Origin of the sequence: Mesorhizobium sp. ORS 3428, assembly GCF_001854785.1 — a bacterium.
GTDB lineage: Bacteria > Pseudomonadota > Alphaproteobacteria > Rhizobiales > Rhizobiaceae > Mesorhizobium.
This window is the reverse complement of the sequence record NZ_MDFL01000159.1, coordinates 153,423-178,948: the sequence shown is the minus strand read 5'-3', so window position 1 is coordinate 178,948 and position 25,526 is coordinate 153,423. Positions and strand designations below refer to the sequence as shown.

At 65.1% G+C, this 25,526-nt stretch carries 26 protein-coding genes; 19 read left to right on the top strand and 7 right to left on the bottom strand.

Features of this window, described 5'->3' with window-relative positions:
• The first annotated feature begins 13 nt into the window (after window positions 1–13).
• The 19 genes from ORS3428_RS27270 to ORS3428_RS27180 all read left to right on the top strand — a co-directional run bounded on the left by ORS3428_RS27270 (window position 14) and on the right by ORS3428_RS27180 (window position 18,908).
• The gene (locus ORS3428_RS27270) at window positions 14–511 is read left to right on the top strand and encodes a flagellar basal body-associated FliL family protein (RefSeq protein ID WP_071101376.1); all 498 of its coding nucleotides are present in this window, start codon (window positions 14–16) and stop codon (window positions 509–511) included.
• Complete coding sequence (fliP, locus tag ORS3428_RS27265; RefSeq protein ID WP_071101375.1) at window positions 508–1,239, top strand: flagellar type III secretion system pore protein FliP; 732 nt, start codon at window positions 508–510, stop codon at window positions 1,237–1,239. The genes ORS3428_RS27270 and fliP overlap by 4 nt, the downstream gene beginning before the upstream one ends.
• Window positions 1,240–1,455: 216 nt before the next feature.
• Complete coding sequence (locus ORS3428_RS27260) at window positions 1,456–2,355, top strand: flagellin N-terminal helical domain-containing protein (RefSeq protein ID WP_071101374.1); 900 nt, start codon at window positions 1,456–1,458, stop codon at window positions 2,353–2,355.
• 241 nt (window positions 2,356–2,596) lie between these two features.
• The gene (locus ORS3428_RS27255; RefSeq protein ID WP_071101373.1) at window positions 2,597–3,484 is read left to right on the top strand and encodes a flagellin N-terminal helical domain-containing protein; all 888 of its coding nucleotides are present in this window, start codon (window positions 2,597–2,599) and stop codon (window positions 3,482–3,484) included.
• Window positions 3,485–3,674: 190 nt separating this feature from the next.
• Window positions 3,675–5,330, top strand: coding sequence for a flagellar basal-body MS-ring/collar protein FliF (fliF, locus tag ORS3428_RS27250; protein ID WP_071101372.1), 1,656 nt, complete (start codon window positions 3,675–3,677; stop codon window positions 5,328–5,330).
• A 3-nt stretch (window positions 5,331–5,333) separates the two neighbouring features.
• The gene (locus ORS3428_RS27245; protein WP_071101371.1) at window positions 5,334–5,957 is read left to right on the top strand and encodes a hypothetical protein; all 624 of its coding nucleotides are present in this window, start codon (window positions 5,334–5,336) and stop codon (window positions 5,955–5,957) included.
• Window positions 5,954–7,342, top strand: a complete 1,389-nt coding sequence (locus ORS3428_RS27240; RefSeq protein WP_071101370.1) for a MotB family protein — start codon at window positions 5,954–5,956, stop codon at window positions 7,340–7,342. The genes ORS3428_RS27245 and ORS3428_RS27240 overlap by 4 nt, the downstream gene beginning before the upstream one ends.
• Entirely contained in the window at window positions 7,339–8,778 is a 1,440-nt protein-coding gene (locus ORS3428_RS27235) for a chemotaxis protein MotC (protein ID WP_071101369.1), read from the top strand. The genes ORS3428_RS27240 and ORS3428_RS27235 overlap by 4 nt, the downstream gene beginning before the upstream one ends.
• Entirely contained in the window at window positions 8,775–10,151 is a 1,377-nt protein-coding gene (gene fliK / locus ORS3428_RS27230) for a flagellar hook-length control protein FliK (protein ID WP_071101368.1), read from the top strand. The genes ORS3428_RS27235 and fliK overlap by 4 nt, the downstream gene beginning before the upstream one ends.
• Window positions 10,081–10,671: a transglycosylase SLT domain-containing protein gene (locus ORS3428_RS27225; protein WP_083355312.1), complete on the top strand. Its 591-nt coding sequence runs from the start codon at window positions 10,081–10,083 to the stop codon at window positions 10,669–10,671. Before fliK ends, ORS3428_RS27225 begins: the two co-directional genes overlap by 71 nt.
• 223 nt (window positions 10,672–10,894) lie before the next feature.
• The gene (locus ORS3428_RS27220; RefSeq protein ID WP_071101367.1) at window positions 10,895–11,563 is read left to right on the top strand and encodes a response regulator transcription factor; all 669 of its coding nucleotides are present in this window, start codon (window positions 10,895–10,897) and stop codon (window positions 11,561–11,563) included.
• Between the two features lie 179 nt (window positions 11,564–11,742).
• Window positions 11,743–12,999, top strand: a complete 1,257-nt coding sequence (locus ORS3428_RS27215; RefSeq protein ID WP_071101366.1) for a flagellar hook protein FlgE — start codon at window positions 11,743–11,745, stop codon at window positions 12,997–12,999.
• A 31-nt stretch (window positions 13,000–13,030) separates the two neighbouring features.
• Window positions 13,031–14,485: a flagellar hook-associated protein FlgK gene (flgK, locus tag ORS3428_RS27210; RefSeq protein WP_071101365.1), complete on the top strand. Its 1,455-nt coding sequence runs from the start codon at window positions 13,031–13,033 to the stop codon at window positions 14,483–14,485.
• 3 nt (window positions 14,486–14,488) lie between these two features.
• Window positions 14,489–15,538 carry a flagellar hook-associated family protein gene (locus ORS3428_RS27205; RefSeq protein ID WP_071101364.1) on the top strand — a complete coding sequence of 350 codons (1,050 nt, stop codon included), beginning with the start codon at window positions 14,489–14,491 and terminating at the stop codon, window positions 15,536–15,538.
• A gap of 31 nt (window positions 15,539–15,569) precedes the next feature.
• Entirely contained in the window at window positions 15,570–15,917 is a 348-nt protein-coding gene (gene flaF, locus ORS3428_RS27200) for a flagellar biosynthesis regulator FlaF (protein ID WP_071101363.1), read from the top strand.
• Window positions 15,914–16,351 (top strand): flagellar biosynthesis repressor FlbT, encoded by a 438-nt coding sequence (gene flbT / locus ORS3428_RS27195; protein WP_071101362.1) that lies wholly within the window; start codon window positions 15,914–15,916, stop codon window positions 16,349–16,351. The genes flaF and flbT overlap by 4 nt, the downstream gene beginning before the upstream one ends.
• A 6-nt stretch (window positions 16,352–16,357) precedes the next feature.
• Window positions 16,358–16,765 carry a flagellar hook assembly protein FlgD gene (gene flgD, locus ORS3428_RS27190; protein ID WP_071101361.1) on the top strand — a complete coding sequence of 136 codons (408 nt, stop codon included), beginning with the start codon at window positions 16,358–16,360 and terminating at the stop codon, window positions 16,763–16,765.
• 22 nt (window positions 16,766–16,787) lie between these two features.
• Window positions 16,788–17,054, top strand: a complete 267-nt coding sequence (gene fliQ, locus ORS3428_RS27185) for a flagellar biosynthesis protein FliQ (protein WP_027165133.1) — start codon at window positions 16,788–16,790, stop codon at window positions 17,052–17,054.
• Window positions 17,055–17,264: 210 nt separating this feature from the next.
• Window positions 17,265–18,908 carry an MFS transporter gene (locus ORS3428_RS27180; RefSeq protein ID WP_071101360.1) on the top strand — a complete coding sequence of 548 codons (1,644 nt, stop codon included), beginning with the start codon at window positions 17,265–17,267 and terminating at the stop codon, window positions 18,906–18,908.
• A gap of 9 nt (window positions 18,909–18,917) precedes the next feature.
• Here ORS3428_RS27180 and ORS3428_RS27175 read toward each other — a convergent pair whose 3' ends face one another.
• The 7 genes from ORS3428_RS27175 to ORS3428_RS27145 all read right to left on the bottom strand — a co-directional run bounded on the left by ORS3428_RS27175 (window position 18,918) and on the right by ORS3428_RS27145 (window position 25,377).
• Window positions 18,918–19,286: a cupin domain-containing protein gene (locus ORS3428_RS27175; RefSeq protein ID WP_083355311.1), complete on the bottom strand. Its 369-nt coding sequence runs from the start codon at window positions 19,284–19,286 to the stop codon at window positions 18,918–18,920.
• A gap of 93 nt (window positions 19,287–19,379) precedes the next feature.
• Window positions 19,380–20,765 (bottom strand): NAD(P)/FAD-dependent oxidoreductase, encoded by a 1,386-nt coding sequence (locus ORS3428_RS27170; RefSeq protein ID WP_071101359.1) that lies wholly within the window; start codon window positions 20,763–20,765, stop codon window positions 19,380–19,382.
• A 33-nt stretch (window positions 20,766–20,798) separates the two neighbouring features.
• Entirely contained in the window at window positions 20,799–21,911 is a 1,113-nt protein-coding gene (locus tag ORS3428_RS27165) for an ABC transporter ATP-binding protein (RefSeq protein ID WP_071101358.1), read from the bottom strand.
• Complete coding sequence (locus ORS3428_RS27160) at window positions 21,908–22,705, bottom strand: ABC transporter permease (protein WP_071101357.1); 798 nt, start codon at window positions 22,703–22,705, stop codon at window positions 21,908–21,910. The genes ORS3428_RS27165 and ORS3428_RS27160 overlap by 4 nt, the downstream gene beginning before the upstream one ends.
• Complete coding sequence (locus ORS3428_RS27155; RefSeq protein ID WP_071101356.1) at window positions 22,705–23,574, bottom strand: ABC transporter permease; 870 nt, start codon at window positions 23,572–23,574, stop codon at window positions 22,705–22,707. The genes ORS3428_RS27160 and ORS3428_RS27155 overlap by 1 nt, the downstream gene beginning before the upstream one ends.
• A 22-nt stretch (window positions 23,575–23,596) precedes the next feature.
• Complete coding sequence (locus ORS3428_RS27150; RefSeq protein ID WP_071101355.1) at window positions 23,597–24,673, bottom strand: extracellular solute-binding protein; 1,077 nt, start codon at window positions 24,671–24,673, stop codon at window positions 23,597–23,599.
• A gap of 38 nt (window positions 24,674–24,711) precedes the next feature.
• Window positions 24,712–25,377: a helix-turn-helix domain-containing protein gene (locus ORS3428_RS27145; protein ID WP_071101483.1), complete on the bottom strand. Its 666-nt coding sequence runs from the start codon at window positions 25,375–25,377 to the stop codon at window positions 24,712–24,714.
• Between the last annotated feature and the right edge of the window lie 149 nt (window positions 25,378–25,526).

Sequence of the window (25,526 nt, the reverse complement as noted above, 5' to 3'; positions counted from 1 at the left end):
GGAGACGGCTGTCGTGGCGAATGTCGAGCAGGCGCAGTCCAAAAAGGGGCCCTCCCCCGTGGTCCAGCTCGCCATGCTTCTGGTCATGACGGGTGCGGCCATCGGCCTGGGCTGGGTCTCGGGCGGCTACCTCAAGCAGGGAGAGGCGCCTGCGCCGCTGCCCGCCGCGCCGGAGAACGCCGGCAACCCGGAGAAGCCCGTCGACGCCGGCAAGCCGGGCGCTGCCGGACCGACGGTGGTTCAGCTCGCGCCGATCACCACCAACATCGCTTCGCCGAGCGAGGTCTGGATAAGGCTGGAGGCATCGGTGCTCTACGACGCGCCGCAGCCGCCGGAGCTGGCCGAGCAGATCCATCAGGACCTGCTTGCATTCGTGCGCACGCTGAAGATGCATCAGATTGAAGGCGCCAGCGGCTACCAGCATCTCAAGGCCGATCTCGACGAGCGAGCGGCGCTGCGCAGCGGCGGCCATGTCAAACAGGTACTCATCAGGACGATGYTGCTCGAATGAGAAAATTCCTCATMGCCACGGCGCTCATCGTCGTCACCACCTCTGTCGCCGCGGCCCAACAGCTCGATCTCGGCGGCATCGGCAAGRCCGACGGCACCACGGTCGGCTACCTCATCCAGATGTTCGGCCTGCTCACCGTGCTTTCGGTGGCGCCGGGCCTGCTGATCATGGTGACGAGCTTCACGCGCTTCGTCATTGCCTTCTCGATCCTGCGCGCCGGCATCGGCCTGCAGTCGACGCCGGCCAATTTGATCCTGATCTCGCTGTCGCTGTTCATGACCTTCTATGTCATGGCGCCGACCTTCGACCAGGCCTGGAACACGGGCGTCAAGCCGCTGATGAACAACCAGATCACCCAGGCCGAAGCCTTCGAGAAGATCTCCGATCCGTTCCGCACCTTCATGCTGCACAATGTGCGCGACAAGGATTTCGACCTTTTTGCCGATCTCGCCCGCGAGCGCGGCCAGACGGTTTCGCGCGATACCGTCGACCTGCGCATCCTGGTGCCGGCCTTCATGATTTCGGAGATCAGGCGCGGCTTCGAGATCGGCTTTCTGATCGTGCTGCCGTTCCTGGTGATCGACCTCATCGTCGCCACCGTCACCATGGCCATGGGCATGATGATGCTGCCGCCGACGGTGGTCTCCCTGCCGTTCAAGATCATGTTTTTCGTGCTGATCGATGGCTGGAACCTGTTGGTCGGCAGCCTGGTGCGGTCCTTTACCTGATAGYCCGGGCCACGCGACCGCGGACCGCTCAAATTTCGCGCAAAAACTTTTTTCGATTAACCGACCAGTTTAGCGCTTTGGTAGGAAGTTGCCCGCATAGTCGCCCCAGATGGCGGGTGATCGGGTTTCAGCGATCATTGGCATGATGCCGCACCGTCATACCGGACAAGCCGGTATGTCAAAAAACATCCTGTAAAAATCAAGGTACGTGTAGCCATGTCCAGTATCATGACCAATTCCGCCGCGCTGACCGCGCTGCAGAGCCTCAGCAACACCAACAAGCAGCTCGAGACCACCCAGGCCCGCATTTCGACCGGCTACCGCGTCGCGACCGCTTCCGACAACGCCGCCTACTGGTCGATCGCCACGTCGATGAAGTCCGACAACAAGGCGCTCTCGGCTGTCCAGGACTCGCTCGGCCTTGGCGCCGGTAAGGTCGACACCGCCTACACCGCCATCAACGACATCAAGGACCAGGTCGATCTGATCAAGTCGAAGCTGGTCACCGCCCGCGGCGCCAGCCAGGAAGACCAGCAGAAGATCGCGACCGAAATCAAGGCCATCCAGGACCAGATCAAGTCGTCGGCCTCCAACGCCAACTTCGCCGGTTCCAACCTGCTGATCAGCGACGGCACCGCCGCCTCCGACCTGCATGTCGTCGCTTCGTACAACCGCACCGGCACGACCGTGTCGATCGACACCGTCGACGTCACGGCCGCCAGCACCCAGATTTTCGGTGTAACCGCCGGCGCAACGGACTTTACGCAGGGTCTGCTGAAGGACGTGGTTGCCTCCACCTTCTTCGATCCGAGCTCCGGCGCTGTCTCCAACGCCAACGTCGACACCGCGCTCGGCACCGTTGAAACGGCACTGAGCAAGCTGTCCACCGGCGCTGCCTCGCTCGGCGCCGCCAAGTCGCGCATCGACACCCAGAAGAGCTTCCTGTCGAACCTCTCCGACTCGATCGACAAGGGCGTCGGCGCCCTGGTCGACGCCGACATGAACAAGGAATCGACCCGCCTGCAGGCCCTCCAGGTGCAGCAGCAGCTCGGCATCCAGGCGCTGTCGATCGCCAACGGCAACTCGCAGCAGATCCTGTCGCTCTTCCGCGGCTGATCGCCCAGCGAACTTCGAAAATCCACGTCGGGCCGCGCCATCAGCGCGGCCCGATTTTTTATTGCGAGAATACTGCCGTTTACGATTCAAAGCCTGGCTTTTAACGCGCCATTAACTATGACGCGCTAGTTATGGTTAACCAATCGCTATGACGGGCAGACCAGTGGTCGACAGGCATGACGCCCCGCCAGAAGTTTGACCGGCATGCGCAAGGCATGTCTGTTTTGAGAAGGGGTGTATCTTGGCAAGCATCATGACCAACGCCGCCGCGCTGACCGCGCTGCAGAGCCTCAACGCCACCAACAAGGCGCTTGAAACGACGCAGGGCCGCATCTCGACCGGCTATCGCGTCGCCACCGCCTCCGACAACGCTGCCTACTGGTCGATCGYCACCTCCATGCGGTCCGACAACCAGGCGCTTTCGGCCGTCCAGGACGCGCTCGGCCTCGGCGCCGGCAAGGTCGACACCGCCTACACCGCCATCACCGACATCAAGGACCAGGTCGATTCGATCAAGGCCAAGCTCGTCACCGCCCGCGGCGCCAGCCAGGACAACCAGCAGAAGATCGCCACCGAAATCAAGGCCATCCAGGACCAGATCAAGTCGTCGGTCGCCAATGCGAGCTATGCGGGCTCGAACCTCTTGCAGAATGACGGCACCGCCGCCTCCGACCTGCATGTCGTCGCTTCCTACAACCGCACCGGCACCACCGTTTCCATCGACACGATCGATGTGAAGGCAACCGATACGCAAGTCCTCGACACGGCCGGCACCGGCGGCATCGTCGGTGGTCTGCTTGCCTCGACCCTCTTCGATCCGAGCAGCGCGGCGGTTTCAGACGCCAATATTGACGCAGCGCTCGACGCTGTTGAAACAGCCCTTGCCAAGCTCTCCACGGGGGCCGCCTATCTTGGCGCCGCCAAATCGCGCATCGACACCCAGAAGAGCTTCCTGTCGAACCTTTCCGATTCGATCGACAAGGGCGTCGGCGCCCTGGTCGACGCCGACATGAACAAGGAATCGACCCGCCTGCAGGCTCTCCAGGTGCAGCAGCAGCTCGGCATCCAGGCGCTGTCCATCGCCAACGGCAACTCGCAGTCGATCCTGGCCCTCTTCAAGAACGGCTAGACCCGTCTGATCCAGTTCCAGTCGCAAGGCCGCGCCCGAGGCGCGGCCTTTTTGATTTCACGCCCAGTTGCTGCTCCGGGTCCTAAAGACACTACCCTCGCCGGTCCGCCGGCGGCGAAGCCTTATCATCCTCGCACAAGCTTCGCGGTCTAGTCTTCCGGCGGACAGTCATGCTGGGAGCGGTTGAATCGTGCCGGAACAGATCCAGAGCCTCATCGCGAACCTCCGCGGATTCGGCGTCAGGCGTCTCGCCCTCATGGGTGGCATCGCCGCGCTGGTCATGGCCGTCATCGGCGTCGCCTCGATCTATCTCAACCGTCCGGCCTACGAGACGCTCTATGTCGGGCTCGACCGCAACGACGTGAACCAGATCGGCCTGGTGCTGGGCGAGGCCGGCATCGGCTTCGACGTCGGCGCCGACGGAACCTCCGTGCTGGTGCCTGCGGGCACCACCGCGCAGGCGCGCATGCTGCTTGCCGAAAAGGGGCTGCCGACCAGTGCCAACGCCGGCTACGAGCTGTTCGACAATGTCGGCTCGCTCGGACTGACGTCTTTCATGCAGCAGATCACCCGCGTGCGCGCGCTGGAAGGTGAAATTGCGCGCACCATCCAGTCGATCGCCGGCGTCAAGGCGGCGCGCGTCCACATCGTCATGTCCGAGCGCGCCAACTTCCGCCGCGACGAGCAGCAACCCTCGGCTTCGGTGGTCATCCGTTATGCCGGCGACGATGCCGAGAAGAGCGCGCAGTCGATCCGCCACCTGGTCGCCGCCGCGGTTCCCGGCCTGTCGGCCGACAAGGTCACGGTGCTCGATTCCAACGGCAACCTGCTCGCCGCCGGCGACGATCCCTCCAACACCAGCGCGGCCCGCACGCTCGGCGTCGAGCAGACGGTCGAGGCGCAGATCGGCGACAACATCCGTCGGGCGCTGACCCCTTATCTCGGACCCGACAATTTCCGCGCCAGCGTCAAGGCCGATGTCAACACCGACACCCGCCAGACCGAAGAGACGATCTTCGATCCCGAATCGCGCGTCGAACGTTCCGTCCAGTCGGTGCGCACCAACGAGGCCAGCAACCAGAAACAGGCCTCGACCCCGACCAGCGTCGAGCAGAACCTGCCCGAGACGCAGACGACCACCACGGAAGGACCGCAGTCCTCCTCGCAGAACGACCGCAAGGAAGAGATCACCAACTACGAGATCAACTCCAAGAAGATCGCCACCGTCTCCAACGGCTATTCGGTGACCAAGATGTCGATCGCCGTCGTGGTAAACCAGGATCGGCTGAAGACCATCCTCGGCAAGGACGCCACGCCCGAGCAGATCGCCAAGCGCGTTGCAGACATCCAGAAGATGGTGGCCTCCGCCACCGGCTTCGACGAGAAGCGCGGCGACATCATCGACGTCTCGGCGGTCGAGTTCATCGACGGGCTGGACGGCGAGCCGATCGATCAGCCGGGCGTCCTCGCCCAGATCGGCACCCATGCCGGCACGCTCATCAACGCCGGGGCCTTCATCGTCGTCGTGTTCCTGGTCGCCTTCTTCGGTCTCAGGCCTATGGCGGCCGCGCTGTCTCCATCGGCGAAGCCCGCGGCCATCGCCGGCCCGAGCTTCGACGATGTCCAGCGCTCGCTGCCGACGCCCGACGCGCCGGTGGCCGCGATCGCTTCCGATACGCCGGTCGGCGCCTTGCCGGACGCGCGCCCCGCCACTCCGCTCGATGATCTGCGCCAGAAGATCAGGCCGGCACCGCAGGAGCGCTTGGCGCGCATGGTCGACCTCAACGAGGAACGCACCGCCCAGATCCTGCGCAAATGGGCGGCCGCCCCGGAAGCAGCGGGTTAAGCCATGGCTTCGGCAGCCCTTTTCGATCTCCTGCCTGATTTCGGTTCGCGCGGCCCGCGCACCAGCCAGTCGCCGGCGGCGCCGCACGAGCACAAGCCGCAGGCATCAGCGCCGCAGGCCGACATCGGCGCCTTGATCGCCGAGGCGGTAGCCGATGCGGAAGCAGCACTTGAGGCGCGCCTCGCGGCCGCGCATCAGGCGGCGCTCGAGGCCGAACGCCAGGCCAATGAGGCCGCCGCGAAGGCGTTCCTCGAAACCTTCGGCGGCGATCTCGGCGCCGCGGTCGCGACGCGCCTCGAAGCCATGGAGACGCGCGTTGCCGAACTCACCGCCGCCACAATCGCCCGCATCATCGGCGGCATCGTCAGCGACGAACTGCAGAAGCGTTCGCTCGAAGCCCTTGCCCGCACCGTCAGCGCCGCGATCGCCGACAGTGAGGCCGTGCGCATCGGCGTGCGCGGGCCGCTGTCGCTGTTCGAGCCGCTCAAGGCCGCGCTCCGGTTGCGCGCGGCAAATCTCGACTTCACCGAAGCCCCCGGCTTCGACCTGACCGTGACCATCGATGAAACCGTGTTCGAAACGCGCATCGCCGAATGGTCGGCTTCCTTGTCTGAGGTCCTGTCATGAGCGCCATCGACCACGGCGAGCCCAGGCACGAGATCATCATCGTCAGGCGCAGTCACGACGGCCATGACGATGGCCACCATGGCGGCGTCTGGAAGATCGCCTTTGCCGATTTCATGACCGCGATGATGTGCTTCTTCCTCGTCATGTGGCTGATCAACGCCGCCAACGAGCAGACGAAGGCTGCGGTCGCCAGCTACTTCAACCCGGTCGAACTGATCGACCGCAACTCCAGCCGCAAAGGCCTGGAGGATCTTGGCGACGGCCCGAGCAAGGTCGGCCTCACCGCCGACAACCCGCAGGATGGCGCAAGCAAGGCCGGCGAGAACGGCAAGGGCGGCGCCGGCTCCTCCGATCGCAGGCAGACGAAGGAAGCCTCGCAGAAGTCATCCGACCTCTCCGACGAACATCTGTTTGCCGATCCCTATGCTGTGCTCTCGGAGATCGCCACCGACACAGGCGTGATGCAGAATGTCAGCGCCAAGGGCGAAGGCGGGGCGCAGAACGCCGGTCCGGCGACCGGGGCTTCCGGCGGCGAATCCTATCGCGATCCTTTCCAGCCGGATTTCTGGTCGCAGCAGGTGGCCACGCCCGGCGCCGAAGCCAGCGCTGAACGCAAGAAGATCGAAGGCGACCCGGCCATGCCCGGCGAAAAGGTCGCCGAAACCGAGGTGCCGAAAGTCAAGGCCGTCCCGCCCGCGCCGCCGCAGCTGGACGCTCCGCTCGAGCCGTTGGCGACCCCCGAAAAGGCGGATGCCAGCGCCGGGAAGTCCGCAGGCAAGAAGATCGGGGGCAAGAAAGCGCAAGGCGAAAAGGCCGGAGAGGAAGAAATCGAGGCAGCCGCGACCGAAACCGCCAAGGCCGAGAACGCAAAAGCCGAGGCGACTCAGGCGGCCGACAAAGGCGAAAAAGCGCCGAGCAGCGCCGCCCTCAAAGCCGCCGCCGAAATCAAGCAGGAGCTCGCCAAGGCCTTCGCGCCGGGCGAAAAGCTGGCGGAAGGTGTCTCTGTCCAGGCCACTGACAAGGGCGTGGTGATCTCGATCACCGACCAGCTCGATTTCGRCATGTTCGAGATCGGCTCGGCCGTGCCGCGCCGCGAGCTGGTGCTGGCGATGGAAAAGATCGGCCGCATCATCAACGAAAAGAAGGGCTCCATCACCATCAGCGGCCACACCGATGCGCGGCCGTTCCGCAGCGGCACCTACGACAACTGGCGGCTGTCCACCGCCCGCGCCCATTCCGCCTACTACATGCTTGTCCGCGGCGGGGTCGACGAAAGCCGCGTCACCGAGGTCGCCGGCTTCGCCGACCGCCAGCCCAAGATCCCGACTGATCCGCTGGCGGCCGCGAACCGCCGCATCGAGATCCTGATGGCGACCGGCGGATGATAGGCAGGACCGTCATCGGCCGCGCCGTCGGCCTGCTGCTGCTAACCGCAACATCGCCGGCGGCTTTCGCCGAGGACGGATTGCAGCCCTACCAGCTGGTGCGCTCGCTGCAGCTGATCCAGGACCGCATCGCCGGCGGCGATCATGCGGCGCTGCCGATGCAGGCCAAGCTGCTCGAAATGACCGATGCCAGGCTTCGCGCCGCCGACGCCGAGGATTTCAAGGATCCGAAGAATTTCCGCGCTCTTCTCGTCTATGGCATGAGCGGCGGCAACCCGATCACGGTCGAGGCGGCGGCTTCGCGCGCAACGACCGACCCGCAAGGCCTTACCATCGCCAAGGGGATCGTCGCTTACCTGAACGGCCGGCCGGCCGCGGCGATCGAGATCCTGAGGCCGATCGATCCGATGAGCGTGCCGCCCGATCTCGGCGCCTTCCTGGCATTGGTCAAGGGCTCGCTGCTTGCGACCGATGAACCGGCCGCGGCACTTGCCTTGCTGGATCAGGCGCGCCTGCTCAGCCCGGGCACGCTGGTCGAGGAAGCAGCCCTTCGCCGCTCGATCGGCATCGCCGCGACGCAGGGCGACGCCGCGCGCTTCGCGCTCGCCTCGACGCAGTATGTCGCCGGCTATCTCTATTCGCCCTATGCCAGCCAGTTCGCCGATTCCTTCGTCTCCGGCGTGATTGCGCTGCATCAGTCGATCAGCCAGGACAAGCTCGCCGACATCACATCGATGATGGATCCCGAGCGCGAGAAGGTGATCTATCTGCGCATCGCCCGCCGCGCCGCCATCGACGGACTGGCCGACCTTTCCGCCTTCGCCTCGGCGCGGGCCGAGCAGGGCCGCAAGGGGAAGGGCAATCAGGACGACCCGCGCGCCGTGCTCTATTCGAGCCTCTCCACGGTCACGTCGGCGACAATCGACGATGTGCGCGCAAGGCTTGGCAAGATCGATCGCGACAAGCTTTCCGAGAGCGACCGCGCCCTGCTCGACGCGGCCCAGGCCGTTGCAGGCGAGGTCGTCGCCCCTGTGCCGGCGGCCGCCAAGGACGAAACAGAGGCCGCGGATGCGGCAGGAAGCGACGCGGCGAAACCCGCTGGCGAAGCCAGCCCAGTGAGCCAGGCCGACGCCGAGGCGCTGCCGCCGGTGGAAGGCGCGATGTCCGAGCAACCGGCTGTCGCCGCTTCGGCCAAGCCGGCGCCGTCCGACACGCAGGCCGCAGCCGCCGCGTCGCCGGCCCCGCCAACGACGGCGCAGTCCATGGCCGAACCTGCAGCCGCTGCTCCGGCGCAATCTCAAGCGTCGCCGGTACTGCCGGCGTCCGCACCGGCAACCGCCGGGCTTGATTCGCATGATGCCACCGACGCCGCGATGCTCAGCGCGCGCCGTCAGCTCGACCAGATTGACCAACTACTCGGAGCCGCTCCCAAATGACCAGCGTCAGCCAGGCCTTGCCGGGACTCGGCCCTGCCCAAGCCCAGTCGCGCCAGCAGGCCGTCGACGGGAAGGAAAAAGGCTCGAATTTCGGCGAGATGGTGCATGGCTCCGGGAAGCCGGCCCAGCAAGGCAAGCAGCCGGCGGAGCCTGCATCCTCCGATGCACATGCGGCGCGCCGCGCCGCCCCGGCGGGTTCGTCCAAAATTCAGCCCGACCAGGATGGGCAGGGCAAGACCGCCGCGCAAAAGCCTCCGGCCGGAAAAGCCGCGAAGGACGACGCCGATGCCGATCGAGCGAGCGCCGGGGATGATGCCGCAGCGGCGTCGTCCGATGCGGTCCTGCAGGAYCGTTTGCCCTTGCTGATGGCGCTGGGCGACATCCGCCATTTCGCATCGTCGACGAATGCCGATCGCGGCGGATCGACCGCCGAGGGCGAGGCGGAAAGCGAGCCCGCCATCGGCCAGTCGGCCTCTTCGCAATTGGCGATCCGCCAGGGCAAGCGCACATTGGCTGAAGATTCCGAAGGCTCCGAGCCGTTGCCGCGATCCACTCGTGCGATGATGTCGACGGAGAAGCCCGGACCCGACTTCGGACAGAAACCGGTCAGCACCGATCCGGCCGCGGACGCGTTGGTCCGCAAGGACGACATCCTGCCCGGAACGCAAGAAACCGGGACCGGAGCCGCGACACCGCAAGGCTGGCGACCGGCGGCTGCGCAGAAGGCCGCGCAAACGGCGCAATCAATCGCATCGCTCAATCAGGCCAAGCCCTCGTCCGCCGCTGGGCGCATGGATGTCGTCAGCCAGCAGAGCTTCCCGGCGCCGGTCCAAAATCCCATCAGCCAGACGGCATCGGCGCTGGTCGAGGCGATCGCTTCGGACAAAGGCGTTCAGCAGGCCTTTTCAAGCGCCTCGGTTGCCTCCCAAACGGCCAGTTCTGTTGCCGTTCCGACACATGTGCTCAAGATCGAGCTCCACCCTTCGGAACTCGGCACGGTGACTGCCAGCCTGCGGCTTTCGGGAGAGCAGCTTTCGATCGAGATGAAGCCGGAGACGCATGAGGCATACCGCCGTCTGACCGCCGACAGCGACGCCATCGTCAAGTCCATGCGCGGTCTCGGTTTCGAGGTCGATCATGTCACCATCCTGCAACCCTCGATAGCGGTGCATTCGGTTGGCCGCGCCGATGCGAACGGCGCCCTRCYGATGTCGGCGGGCCGCGACCAGTCTTCGTTCCAWCCGGGGAATTCGGGCGGCAACAGCGCCGGYGGCGGCCGGCAACCGGGAAGAAACGACGGCAATGGCGCACAGGAATTCGGCCGCGCTGCTTCGCCTCTTCGCGAGCGCGCTGGCGACGATATGTATATCTAGCCTGGCCACTGGCGCCGCCAAAGCCGCCGCCAACCCCTGCGAGCCGGAGATCCTGCGTGCCGCCGATCGCTACGGCGTGCCGGCGGGCATCCTCTATGCCGTCGGCCTGACGGAGACCGGAAAGAAAGGCAGCCTCCAGCCCAACGCCTTGAATATCGAAGGAAAAGCCGTATTCCCGCGCAGTCGCGGCGAGGCACTGGCGACATTCGAGAATGCCCGCCGCGAGGGCAAGACGCTGATCGACCTCGGCTGCATGCAGATCAACCATCGCTATCATGGCGATCATTTCCACAGCGTCGAGGACATGCTCGACCCGCATCAGAATGTCGACTACGCGGCGCGCTTCCTGGCGAGCCTGCATGCGCGCCATATGACCTGGTCGATGGCCGTCGCGCGCTATCATGCCGGGCCCGACAATGACCCGGCGCAGAAGATCTATGTCTGCCGCGTCATTGCCAACATGGTCGCCACCGGCTTCGGCAAATGGACGCCGAACGCCAGCACCTTCTGCAACCAATAGTTGCTATTGTAGCGACGCGAGCCGGCCGCAGTCGAGGTGCCTGGTGGCTCCAATGCCGCCGTTCCTCCCGCTGCCGCCTACGCCGCCGTACAGCCGCCTTTATTACGGGCCCCAAAAAAACTCCCAAGAAAATAGCTACAAGAAATGACGGTTTTTCAGGATTCACGGCACCGGGTACCGCTTTCCGCACGGGGCAGATGAGCTGATTCGGAAGGGTGGTCCGATGATCGTGATCGTGGACGAGCGCGAGCTCGTAACAGAGGGATATAGCTCGCTTTTCGACCGCGAAGGCGTCGCCACTGCGGGCTTCGCGCCGGGCGAGTTCGGTGAGTGGGTGAACTCCGCCGCCGACACCGATCTCAGATCCGTCAGGGCCTTCCTCATCGGCGACTGCCGCGACGGCGCCATCTCGCCGCGCCAGATCCGCGACCGCACCGGCGCGCCGGTGATCGCGCTCAGCGAACAGCATTCGCTCGAACACACGCTGCGGCTTTTCGAGAGCGGCGTCGACGACGTCGTCCGCAAGCCTGTCCACATTCGCGAGATTCTTGCCCGCATCACCGCCATCCGGCGCCGCGCCCACGAAGAGGTTGCCTACACCGAGGTCGGCTCGATGCGCATCTTCATGGATGGGCGCGACCCGGAGATCGACGGCGAGCCGCTGCCGCTGCCGCGCCGCGAGCGGCGGATCCTGGAATATCTGGCCAGCAATCGCGGCCGGCGCGTGACCAAGACCCAGGTGTTCAACGCCATCTACGGCATCTTCGACGAAGAGGTCGAGGAAAACGTGGTCGAGAGCCACATCAGCAAGCTGCGCAAGAAACTGCGCGAGAAGCTCGGTCACGACCCGATCGATTCCAAGAGGTTCCTCGGCTACCGGCTGGTGTTCTGATGGCAGCCGCGCGCCAGCCTCGCGCAAGACACGAAGCCTACCCTATGGCCTCCGACCTAGTACATGTCGCCCAAAAGTGCGCAGCGGTTTTGGGCGGCATGCATCAAACAAAGACTTAAAGCGCCTCGCCTGAATCCGTTTCTGAGCGACGCGCTTTCAAGCACCGAGGAGATGTATCGATGAGCCTCTACGGAATGATGCGGACCGGYGTTTCCGGCATGAACGCGCAGGCCAACCGCTTGTCCACGGTGGCCGACAACATCGCCAACTCCGACACCACCGGCTACAAGCGATCCTCCGCCGAATTCTCGACACTGATCATGCCGACCACCGGCGGCGCCTACAATTCAGGCGGCATCACCACGACGATCCGCTCCGCCATCAGTTCGCAAGGCGTCCTGCAGTACACCACCTCGGTGTCCGATCTCGCTGTCAACGGCGACGRCTTCTTCGTCGTGCAGGATCCGAGCGGCACGCCCTATCTCACTCGCGCCGGTTCCTTCGTTCCGGATGCACAAGGGCGCCTGGTCAATGCCGCCGGCTATCAGCTCATGGCCTACAGCTACGCCAATGGCGATCCGGCCGCGACCGCCAACGGCTTCGAGGGCCTGGTGCCGGTGCAGATCTCGGACCAGGAGATGACGGCGACGCCGAGCACCGAAGGAACCTTCACCRGCAACCTGCCGGCAGGCGCCACCCCGGTCGCAGCCGGCAACCTGCCGTCCACCAACAGCCCGAGCGCCGAATACACCTCGAAATCCTCGCTGGTCGCCTACGACAATCTCGGCAACAAGGTGCTGCTCGACGTCTATTTCACCAACACGGGCTCGGGCACCTGGGAGGTTTCGGTCTTCGATCAGTCGAAGGCGACCGCGGGCACCTCCTTCCCCTATACGGGCGGAGCGCTGGGCACCGCCAACCTCACCTTCGACACGACCACCGGCAAGCTCTCCGGCGCCACCACTGGCGTCTCCTTCACCGTGCCGAACGGCTCGACCCTCAACCTCGATCTCTCGAAATTAACGCAACTCGGCGCCGGCTTCACGGTCTCCGACGCCAAGGTCAACGGCAATCCGCCGAGCACGATCGAGAAGATCCAGATCAGCCAGGACGGCGTCATCTACGCGCAGTACCAGGACGGCACCACCAAGCCGCTTTACAAGATCCCGCTGGCCGACGTTCAGAGCCCCGACAACCTCACCGCGATGCCGGGCAACGTCTATGTGCAGAGCGCCGACTCGGGCGCCGTTCGCATCGGCTTCGCCAACGAAGGAAAACTTGGCTCCGTCGTTTCCGGCGCGCTCGAGAATTCCAACGTCGATATCGCCGAGGAACTGACCAACATGATCGCGGCGCAGCGCAGCTACACCGCCAACTCGAAGGTCTTCCAGACCGGTTCCGACCTGATGGACGTCCTAGTCAACCTGAAGAGATAACCCATCGGGCGCCGGCCCGTGAAAGACCCGCATGTCGCTTTCCACCGCACTAAGCATCGCCCAGTCGGCGCTCCTGGCCACATCCAAGCAAACCAGTGTCGTGTCGCGCAATGTGGCCGACGCCGCCAACCCGGACTATGCCCGCCGCGTCGCCGTCGTCACCAGCACGGCGCCCGGCGCGCGGGCGGTGGAGATCCAGCGCGCCGCCAATGACCTTCTGTTCCGGCAGAACCTTTCCGCGCTGTCGGCATGGAGCGGCCAGAGCGCGCTTTACAGCGGCATGGATCAGCTCRACCTCTCGGTCAACGGGGTCGACAACGCGTCGTCTCCGTCGACCGCGATCGCGAACCTGCAGCAGGYGCTGCAGCTCTACGCCACCACGCCGTCGAACCAGAACCTCGGCGCCAGCGTCATCGACGCGGCCAAGCAGGTCGTGAACTCGCTGAACGGAGGCACCAAGGCGATCCAGGACTTCCGCACCCAGACCGACGCCCAGATCGCGACCGCGGTCGACGACCTCAACTCGCTGCTCAGCCAGTTCCAGGACGCCAACAAGGCGGTCATCGCCGGCACGCGCTCGGGCACGGATGTATCGGACGCGCTCGACCAGCGCGACGCGCTTCTGAAGAAGATCGCGGAATATGTCCCGGTCTCGACCTTCACGCGCGGTGACAATGATATGGTCATCACCACCAAGGACGGCACGACGCTGTTCGAGACGGTGCCGCGGTCGGTGACCTTCACGCCCTCGGCCGGCTATACGGCCGGCGCGCCCGGCAACACCATCTACATCGACAACGTGCCGCTTTCGGCGGGCGCTGCCGACAACGCCACCGCCGACGGCAAGCTCGCGGGCATGCTCAGGCTGCGCGACGGCGTCGCCGCGACCATGCAGAGCCAGCTCGACGAGATCGCCCGCGGCCTGGTCACGGCATTTGCCGAGACCGCACCCGCGCAGCCTGACAAGGCGGGCCTGTTCACCTGGCCCGGCGCGCCGGCGGTGCCCGCTGCCGGCACCCTTGTCAACGGCCTTGCCGGCTCGATCAGCGTCAACGCCGCGTTCGATCCGAGCGCCGGCGGCAGCGCGGCGCTGCTGCGTGACGGCGGCGCCAACGGCGCGGCCTATGTCGCCAACACCACCGGCGCGGCATCCTTTTCGGACCTGCTGATCGCCTATGGCAACAGGCTGGACCAGCCGATGGCCTTCGATGCGTCCGCCGGCATCACCGTCAGCTCCGGCGTCTCCGACTATGCGGCCAACGCCATCGGCTGGTTCGCGGGCGTTCGCCAGCAGGCCTCGACCAACGCCGACGCCAAGGAGGCGCTGGCCACGCGCACCGCCGAGGCCCTGTCGAACGATACCGGCGTCAATGTCGATCAGGAAATGTCGCTGCTTCTCGACCTCGAGCACACCTATCAGGCATCGGCGCACATGATGAAGACCGTCAACGACATGCTGGACGCCCTGTTGAACGCGGTGGGATAATCGATGAAAGCGACAGCCGTATCCTCCGCCGCCATTTCCAACGCGCTGCGCTACCAGCAGATGCGCATGCAGGCCGACCTCGTCAAAGCGACGAAGGAATCCCAGACCGGCAAGGTAGCCGATGTCGCTCTGGCGCTTGGCGGACGCACGACCCAGGCGGTCACTTTCCAGCGCGACCTCGATCGCCTGAACGGCATCATCGATTCCAATGCGCTGGTAGCGGCACGTCTGACATCGACGCAGGATTCGCTCGGCCAGCTCTCCGATGTCGCGCAAAGCTTCCTGTCGGCGCTGACCAGCGCTGTGTCGGGCGACTCCTCGACCAGCATCACCCAGACGGCTGGCGCCTCGGCGCTGCAGCAGATGACGGGTATCCTGAACAGCAGCGTCAACGGCGAATACCTGTTCGCCGGCACCAACACCGACGTGAAGCCGATCGACGATTTCAGCGCCTCCGGCTCGCCCGCCAAGGCCGCGTTCGATGCTGCCTTCACCAGTTATTTCGGCTTCACCCAGAACGACCCGGCGGCCGCCAGCATCACCGCCGCCCAGATGGACGACTTCATCACCACCGCGGTCGAGCCGCAATTCCTGGGCTCCGGATGGCAGGCCAACTGGTCGAGCGCCACCGATGATCAGATCACCAGTCGCATCTCGCTCAGTGAGACCACGCAGACCTCGGTCAGCGCCAACGAGCAGGGCATCCGCAAGCTCGCCATGGCAGCCGCCATGGTCAGCACGCTCTTCACCGGCAACATCAGCCAGGCCGGCCAGAACACCGTCGTCAGCCGCGCGCAGAAGCTGGTCGGCGAAGCCATCGGCGGTATCGTCCAGGTGCGGTCGGAGGCCGGCCTTGCCCAGAAGCGCGTGTCCGACSCAAGCGACCGCATGAAGACCCAGGTCGACCTCTTCGAGAAGCATATCATCGATCTCGARGGCGTCGATCCGTCGGAAGCCGCCACCCGCGTGGCCGACCTGACGCAGCATATCGAAACGTCCTTCGCCTTGACCGCGCGCCTGCAGCAGCTCTCACTGCTGAACTATCTCACCTGAACACTCTCACCGGAACGCCAGAGCTCCGACGATGTATCAATTCYCCTACGCCGACATCCAGACCGACTCCGTCGCCGACGCCAAGGACCGGGAGCGTCAGCTGCTCACCCGCTCGATCGACCTGCTGTCGGCGGCCGCGGCAATCGGCCCCGAGTCGATGGAGGCGGCCGAGGCGCTGCACTTCACCAACCGCGTCTGGACAACCTTCGTCGAGGATCTCGGCTCCAGCGACAATGCCTTGCCGAAGGAACTGCGCGCCAACCTGATCTCGATCGGCCTGTGGCTGCTGCGCGAAACGGAAGACATCCGGCAGGGCCGCACCAACAATTTCGAAGGATTGATCGAGGTCTCCCAGATCATCCGAGACRGCATCCAATGAGCAATACGCTGAAGATCTCGCTGAAACCGAACGAGAAGATCTACATCAACGGCGCCGTCATCCGCGYCGACCGCAAGGTCACCATAGAGCTGATGAACGACGTCCAGTTCCTGCTCGAAAGCCACGTCATCCAGGCCGAGCAGGCCTCGACGCCGCTGAGGCAGCTCTACTTCATCGTGCAGATCATGCTGATGAACCCGTTGGGAGCGTCGGAGGCCCGCGACATGTTCCGCCGCTCGCTGCCGATGCTCATCGCCAGCTTCGACAATCAGGATATCTGCAACGCGCTGAAGCAGGTCGACCGCATGGTCGGCGAGGATCACATCTACGAGGCGCTGAAGGCGATCCGCGCCCTCTATCCGCTCGAGCGCCAGGCGCTTGGCGGCAATGACGACATTCCGCAAGCGCCGCGCGCGCTGGCTATGGGAGCGTAGAGACCGATGACCGTGGACATGACGACGACCATTCCGGCGGGCGCCAACTCGACCGCTACATCGACCTCGAAGACGGCGGTCGACTATCAGTCGTTCCTGAAGCTTTTGATCGCCGAGATGAAGAACCAGGATCCGACCAAGCCGATGGATTCGACGCAATATGTCGCTCAGCTTGCGACCTTCTCGCAGGTCGAGCAGTCGGTGCAGACCAACACCAAGCTCGACCAGATCATCCAGTCGTCGGCGCTGTCGCAGGCCGACGCGCTGATCGGACGCTCGATCACCTCCGCCGACGGCAAGACCACGGGAACCGTGGCTTCGGTGAAACTCGCCAGCAGCGGCCTGATCGCCGTGCTACAGAACGGCACCGAAGTGCCGGTCGGCACGGGCGTCTCGATCAAGCCGGCCGCCTAGCCGGTTTCGCAAGGGTCTGCCCATGAACGAGGCCGATGCCCTCGATATTGTCCAATACGCGGTGTGGACGGTGCTCACCGCATCCGCGCCGGTAGTGCTTGTGGCGATGGCCGTCGGCATCGGCATCGCGCTCATCCAGGCGCTGACCCAGATCCAGGAAATCACGCTCACCTTCGTGCCCAAGATCGTCGCCATCATGCTGGTGGTGGCGTTGACCGGCCCCTTCATCGGCAGCCAGATCTCGGCCTTCACCAACGTCATCTTCGAGCGCATCGAACACGGTTTCTAATACCCTGTTGGCCGCCGAGGCCTTGCCTGACCAACGAGACGCTCGCCGAGACCGGACGCGAAACTTTGGTCCAGACCGGCAAGATGCTTGGCCTAAAACTTCGCCGACGCATTTTCGCCTTTGCCTTCCTGTTGTTGGACCGCGATCCTTAGCGAGTCGCGTGCTTGGCCCCGGCACGYGTGACGGYAAGATAAAGGCGGGACAGCGACCATGATCGACGACGAGCCGGAAAGCGAACGCGTCTCGGCGCTGGCGCCGTTCCGGCACGGCATCTTCCGCGCCGTCTGGTCGGCCAGCCTGGTGTCGAATTTCGGCGGCCTGATCCAGGGCGTGGGCGCGGCCTGGATGATGACCACGATCGCCACCTCCTCCTACCAGGTGGCGCTGGTCCAGGCCTCGACCACCTTGCCGATCATGCTGTTCGCGCTCGTTGCCGGCGCGATCGCCGACAGCTTCAACCGCCGCAAGATCATGCTGGTGGCGCAGACCTTCATGCTGGTCGTCTCGGCACTGCTGACGGTAWTCACCTGGTTCGGCTGGATGACGCCCTGGACGCTGCTTGCCTTCACCTTCCTGATTGACAGCGGCACGGCGCTCAACAGCCCGTCATGGCAGGCCTCGGTCGGCGACATGGTGCCGCGCGCCAAGGTGCCAGCGGCGGTCGCACTGAACTCGATGGGCTTCAACATCACACGCAGCGTCGGTCCGGCGATCGGCGGCATCATCGTCGCGGCCGCGGGTGCGGCCGCCGCCTTCGCCGCCAACGCTATCAGCTATATCGGCCTGATCGTCGTGCTGTTCCGCTGGAAGCCGAACCTGCCCGAGCAGACGCTGCCGCGCGAATCGCTGGGCGCTGCAATGGGCGCTGGCCTGCGTTATGTCGCCATGTCGCCCAACATCGGCAAGGTACTGGCGAGAGGCTCGGCCTTCGGCTTCAGCGCCGGTGCGGTGCTGGCGCTGCTGCCGCTGGTGGCGCGCGACGTCGTCAAGGGCGACGCGCTGACCTACGGCATCATGCTCGGCGCCTTCGGCATCGGCGCGGTCGGCGGCGCGCTGATCAGCGTCAGGCTGAGACAATTGCTTTCCAGCGAAACGATGGTGCGCGCCGCCTTCGCCGGTTTCGCGCTCTGCGCCCTCAACGCCGCCGTCAGCCACAACGCCTGGCAGACCTCGGCCGGACTGCTCGTCGGCGGCGCCTGCTGGGTGATCGCGCTCTCGCATTTCAACGTCACGGTGCAGATGTCGACGCCGCGCTGGGTGGTCGGCCGCGTGCTGTCGATCTACCAGACGGCGACTTTCGGCGGCATTGCGCTGGGCAGCTGGATCTGGGGCGTCGTCGCCGACGCCCATGGCGCGGAGACCGCCTTGATGGTCGCGGCGATCGCGATGCTTGCCGGCGGCGCCATCGGCTTCTTCCTGCCGCTGCCGCGGCAGACGGTTCTCAACCTCGATCCGCTCAACCGCTTCAAGGAGCCGATGCTGGCGCTCGACCTCAAGCCTCGCAGCGGTCCGATCGCCATCATGATCGAATATGTCATCCGCGAGGAGGACGTGCCGGAATTCCTCGCCACCATGGCCGAGCGCGGCCRCATCCGTCGCCGCGACGGTGCCCGCAACTGGACGCTCGCGCGCGATCTCGAAAATCCCGGCATCTGGATCGAGYACTACCACACGCCGACCTGGGTCGAGTACATCCGTCACAACCGGCGAGCCACCMATGCGGACGCGGTCGTCGGCGAGCGCATCCGCGCGCTGCACAGCGGCGAGAACCCGCCGCGGGTGCGCCGCATGATCGAGCGCCCGACCACTGCGGGCACAGCCCTTGTCTCACCCAAAGGRCCGATCGAACATTGAGACTTGAGATCAGCCGGCGCTCTGGATCATGTAGAGCTTGCGCGTCGTCTCATGGATCAGCCACTCGCCTTTCCACCCTTGCGGCAGGACGAGAAGGTCGCCCGGACCCARCTCGCGCATCTCGCCGTCGGCGCGGCTGACTTCCGCTCGGCCCGAAATGATGTGGCAGATTTCCGACGAGCCTGAACGGTCGGCGGTGAAGCGGCCCGGCGTGCATTCCCAGATGCCGATATCGACGGTCCCGTCAGGCGACTGGAAAAGCGAGCGCGCGGCCTCCACCTGATTGCCTTCGATCGATGTCGGCTTGGGCGAGAAAGCGCCGATATCGGCCTTGGCGAGGTCGTGAAAGGTCGAAAGGTCGATCAAGTTGGGCTCCATGGGCTGAAGCAATTCCAGGAAAGCGGGCAACGGCCCCGCCCCGAATTGCGTGAAAACAAATAGTTGGCGCGGTTCGGCGAACGCTGAACCGCGCTAGTGGCCTGTGATGCTGTCAGCCAAAGCGGCAAGCTTCGAGGTGTGCGCGAGCCCCGCGGCCTCGCGCTGGTCGGCAATGCGGTAGAGCTGGTACATCGAGTGGACGCCGAGCCAGCGGAAAGGTTCTGGCTCCCAGCGCCGCACCTTGCGGTTGACCCAGGGCAGCCGCGTAAGCTCCGTGTCATGGCCGAGGATCAGGTCGGCCAGCGTGCGGCCCGAAAGGTTTGAGCTCGAGACGCCCAATCCGACATAACCGCCGGCCCAACCGATGCGGGTCTTGGGGTCGAGGCCGACCGTCGTGCACCAGTCACGCGGCACGCCGAGCACGCCGCACCAGGCATGGTCGATGCGGCAGCCCGCGGTCTGCGGCAGGAGCGTCGTCAGGATCCTGTGCAGCTGGTCGATCGTCGCCTGCTGCGTCTGGCCGTTGACGTCGGTGCGCGAGCCGTAGCGATAGGGCACGCCGCGCCCGCCCATGGTGATGCGTCCCTCGCGCGTGCGCTGGGCATAGCAATAGGCATGCGCCGCATTGCCGAGCAGTTCGTGCCCTTCCCAGCCGATCTCGCGCCAAAGCTCCGGCGGCAGTGGTTCGGTGACGATCTGCGCGCTGTTGAGCGCCAGCCATGTCCGCTCTTCTCCAGGGATGCCGGCGGTGAATCCTTCCGTGGCGCGGATGACGGTTTCGGCCCRCACCGTGCCGCGGTTCGTGGCAACACTGCCCTTGACGATGGATGTCACGCTGGTCTTTTCGTAGATCGGCACACCGAGCCGCTCGACCGCTTCCGCCAGTCCGCGCACCAGCTTGGCCGGCTGCACCCGCGCCTGACCATGCACGACGAAGCCGCCCATGACATTCTTGATGTTGATGCGGGCGCGTGTCGCGTCCGCGTCGAGCAATTCGATGCGTTCCGGGTCGGCGTCCCACGAGCGAATGGTTTCGCAATCCTCGCGGACGCGCTCGAGTTGCGCCGGATTGGTGGCGACAGTCAGATTGTCGACGCGGCGGATGTCGGCATCGATGCCTTCCTCTGTCGCCACGCGGATCACCTCGTCGACGCAGCCCGCCATCGCCTTCTGCATGGCCGTCACGCCGTGCCGGGTCGAGGTTTTGAGATATTTCTCGCGCGACCATCCGAAGCCCCCGGACAGCCAGCCGCCATTGCGGCCCGAGGCGCCGAAGCCGGCAAACTCGCGTTCGAGCAGGACGATGCGAAGCGAGGGCTTCGCCTTCTTCAGGTAGTAGGCGGTCCAGAGCCCGGTGTAACCGGCGCCGACGATCGCGACGTCGGCCTCGAGGTCGCCGGGCAATGGCGGGCGCGGCGCGGGAACCGCGCCGAGATCCGCATACCAGAACGAGATGTTGCCGTTGCGCTTGACTTGCATGGGATGATTTCCAGGGAGCGAGTGAGAGAGGGATCAGGTCAGCGTTGTGTCGGCCGTGCAGTCGTCGGGCAGCAGCTTGGCGTCGGCGCCGTCGAAGCAGAGTTCCACCTTTTCGCCGAGGCCAAAACTCTCGCCGGTCAGCGGCGAGCGCACGATTGCCGTCGAGCCGTCGCCGAGCTTCACCTCGTATTTCGATCCGGAGCCGAGATAGATCGCCTCGGCGATCGTCCCCGATAGTCGGTTTGCGCCAGCATCCGCTTTGCCAGGCCGCCGGATGGTGAGCTTTTCGGGTCGCAGCAGCATCACGGGGCTCGCCTCGCCGGCGATGCGGCGCGGGGCCGTGACCGTCTCGCCGGCGACGGTCAGGGCAGTGCTCGTGCCGTCGCTTCTCGCCTCGCCGCGCAGCACCGTGGAGTCGCCGATGAAGCGGCCGACGAACAGGGTCGCCGGCTCGTCATAAAGCTGACGACCGGTGCCGACCTGCTCGATCCGTCCGCGATTGAACACGGCGATGCGGTCGGACAGCACCAGCGCCTCTTCCTGGTCATGCGTGACATAGACGAAGGTGGTGCCGAGCTCGCGGTGGATGCGCTTGATCTCGAGCTGCAGCCATTCGCGCAGCTTCTTGTCGAGCGCGCCGAGCGGCTCGTCCATGAGGAGCAGCGACGGATCGAAGACGATGGCGCGGGCGAGCGCCACGCGCTGTTGCTGGCCGCCCGACAATTCACTCGGATAGCGATGCGCGAAGTCGCCCATCTTGACCATGTCGAGCGCTTCCGCCACGCGCCGCTTCCGCTTCGCCTGCTCGACGCCGCGCAGTGTCAGCGGATAGGCGACGTTGCGGCCGACTGTCATGTGCGGGAACAGCGCATAGTGCTGGAAGACCACGCCGATGTTGCGTTTGTGCGCCGGCACGCCGACGACGCTTTTTGCCCCGACCAGCAGCTTGCCGCTGGTCACGTCGGTGAAGCCGGCGATGACGTTGAGCGTCGTCGTCTTGCCGGAGCCGCTGGGGCCCAACAGCGTCATGAACTCGCCCGGTTCGATCCTGAGCGACACGCCGTTCAGCGCCTTGAACGCGCCATAGGCCTTGGTGACGGATTCGAGGTCGATCGCCGCGCCGCGATTGTCCGGTCTTGGATTCATAGGCGTCCCTTCCGCTCGCGGCCAAGAAGCAGCATGCCGCCGCCGATCAGGATTGTGGTGGCGCACAAAAGGATTGTGCCGACGGCGGCCACCGTCGGGTCGGCGTCGCGCGTGATCGAGGAGAAGATCTGCACCGGCAGCGTCTTGAGATAGGAGTTGGTGATGAACAGCGACACCACGATCTCGTCGAAGGACGTCGCGAAGGCAAAGAGCAGACCGGAGAGGATGCCGGGCAGGATCAGCGGCAGCGTCACCGTGCGGAACGTGGTGAGCGCACCCGCGCCAAGGCTCGCCGCCGCCGTCTCCAGGCGTCTGTCGAACACTTCGAGATTGGCCGAGACCGCGATCAGCACGAAAGGCAACGCCAGGATGGTGTGGGCGAGCACGAAGCCGGGAAGCGTTCCGACGAGTTGGGCGTCGAGATAGACCGCATAGATGCCGATGGCTAACACCACGCCCGGCACCACCATCGGCGTCAGCATGAGCATCCGCAACAGGTTGGCCGGCCGCGCCTTCATGCGGTCGAGGCCGAAGGCGGCGAGCGTGCCGAGCACCGTCGCCAGCACCGCCACGATCGAGGCGACCTTGAGCGAGTTCAGGAAGCTGGTCGACCATTCCGCGTTGGTCGCGAAATTCTGGTACCACTGCCAGGAAAAACCCTGCGGCGGGAAGGCGAGCGACTTGTTGACGTTGAAGGACATCGGCACGACGACCAGCGTCGGCGCCACCAGCCAGATCGCTACCAGCAGGCAGACGAGGCCGAGAATGAGGCGTGTGAGCGGCTTCATTTCCATCAGCGCCGTCCCGCTTCCCGGTGCCGCGATCGCATCACCGGYGCGGCGAGCGCCAGGAGCACGAAAGTGGTGACCAGCAGCACCACGCCCATCGCGCCGCCGCGTCCCCATTGCAGCAGGCTGAGCACCTGGGTCTGCACTAAGGTTGACAGCATGGTCGAGCGCGGCCCGCCAAGCAGTGCCGGCGTGATGTAGAAGCCGAGCGCCAGGATGAAGACGATGATGGCGCCGGCATAGACACCCGGCAGCGACAGCGGCAGGTAGACAGTGAAGAACGCGCGGAAGGGTCGCGCACCCAGACTCTGCGCCGCCCGCATCAGCCTCAGGTCGATCCCCTTCATCACCGAATAGAGCGGCAGGATCATGAATGGCAAAAGCACCTGCGCCATGCCGATCACCACGCCGGTCTGGGTGCGGATCAGCCGCACGCCGCCGAAGCCTGCCGACCGGAGCAGCGAGTTGATGACGCCTGAATCCTGCAGCAGGATCACCCAGGACAAGGTGCGCACCACCCCGCTCACCCAGAACGGGATCAGCACACAGAGCACCAGCACGAGCCGGACGCGCGGCCCGACCGCCGTCATCAGATATGCGTAAGGATAAGCGCAGACCACGCAGACCAGCGTGACCCACGCCGAGATGGCGAAGGTACGCTGGAGCACCGTGAGATTGACGGGCGCGCCGAAGAACCAGGAATAGTTCTGCACGCCCCATGCCGGCTCAGACAGGCTGCGCAGCATGATGGTAATCAGCGGATAGCCGATCACCGCGGCGAGCAGGAGCAGAGCCGGCAGCGTGAGCGCGAACGGCCGCCATGCCCATCCTGCCCGCCTTTCGGCGGAAGGCGTCGTCGGTTCRAGCGCGCTCACGGACCTTGCCTCCGTCGGTCGGTCAGTTGCCGGCCATCAGCGCGGACCACTTTTCCTGCGCCAGCGGGAAGTTCTGCACCCAGAACTTGATGTTCTGCTTGTAGCCCTGCTTCTGGCGCTCGGGCGTGTTGGTGAGAAAAGCGGCGACGGAGTCGTCGACCTTGGGCTGGGCGTCATTGTTGATTGGCGTGTAGGAGGTCTGCTGCGCCAGGATCTCCTGCGACTGCTTGCCGAGATAGGCGTTGAGCAGCGCGTAGGCCGCATCCGTATCCTTGACGCCGACCGGAATGGTCATCTGGTCCATCACCACCAGCCAGTCCTGCCAGGCGGGCRCGTATTTGGCGCCGTTCTTGACCGCCGCCATGGCGCGGCCGGTCCACATCATCAGCATGTCGGCTTCGCCGGACTCGGCGAGCTGTTGCGATTCCGCGCCGGTCTTCCAGTAGATCGTATCCGGGCCGAGCTTGCGGATCACGTCGATGGCCTTGTCGATWTCGGCAGCCGTCATCGCCTTGGGATCGCCGCCCGCCACCTTGAAGGCCTGTTCGAGCAGGCCGCCGGTCGGATCGCCGGAGCCGTCAAGCGCGCGCACGCCCGGAAACTTTTCGGTATCGAAGAAGTCGGCCCAGCTCTTGGGCGGGTTATCCTTGTACTTCTCCTTGTTGTACATCAGCACGACGCCGTAGTTCATCGCCGGCACCGAGCATTCGCCGACCTGGCCATCGGGAATCTTCGACACGTCGAGCTTGGTGAGATCGAGCTTCTGGAACAGCTTTCCGCAATGCACGTAAGGCGGCAGATCGCCGGTATCGACCACGTCCCAGGTGACGTTGCCGGATTCGACCTGGGCCTGCAGCTTGGCGATCTCGGTCGGGCCGTCATTGAGCAGCTTGACGCCGGACTTGTCGACGAATTCCTTGAGCGCGGCCACCTGGCCGTCCTGGTAGATGCCGCCATAGGAGACGAAGGTCAGGGTCTTGCCCTTCAGCGAACCTTCCTTCACCTCGCCCGCCACKGGCTTGTCCTGCGCGAAGGCGGCGGATGTCAGAACGCTCAGCGCGAGCACGGCGCCAAGACCTGCAAGTTTCGACTTCAGCATAACTGTAACTCTCCCATTGAGGCCCGCGTTTGGTCGCACTACCTGGCCGCGAGCGGTTTCCAGGCCTTGTATTGATCAAGCTCCGCGCGCGCCGAGGTCGGCGGCGCGATGATCCACATCACCTCGGCCCGGCCGCTGCCGATGTTCTCGGTGCGATGTGGTGTCGATGTCGCGTATTCGATGCTGTCGCCTTCCTCCAGCACATGGCGTGCGTCGCCGAGGGACACCTCGACGATCCCGCGAAGCACGACGAGCATCTCGTGCGCCTCGCCATGCGTGTACTGTTCGGAGCCGGTCGACCCGCCTATGTCGAACTCGCCGACATAGACTTCCATGTCGCTCAACGGCGGGCGCGACAGCAGCATCTTGCGGCAGCCGCCGCTGGGCGGAAGGCTCGGCCGCTCGCTGCGCCTCAGGACCCCGTGGTTCTGGCTGGCACTCTCCTCGAACAGCAATGCCACGCTGACGCCCAGCGCGGAGGCCATCTGGTTGAGCGAGGCCGTGCTTGCGCCGGTCAGGCCGCGTTCAAGCTGGCTGATGAAGCTGGCGCTGGTACCCGTCGCCTCCGCGAGGTCGCGCAATGACAGCCGCCGGGCAAGACGAAGGCTCTTGAGGCGCATGCCCAGCACCTGTTGGGCATGCGTCGCGGCCGAACTGGCACTATTGGCCGCCGGAGCCTGGCCGTTATTCGACGCCTTGGGCATCCCGTTTTCCTCCACTGAACACTTTGTACAGTACCACTGTACAAGTGACAAGCCGCGCGTGGCGCCAGGCCCACGCCACTATTTGGGCCAGGCTGGCAAGCTGGAGGGTATGTCCGCGGGAGAAAGATGCTGCGGCGCATCGACAAGAT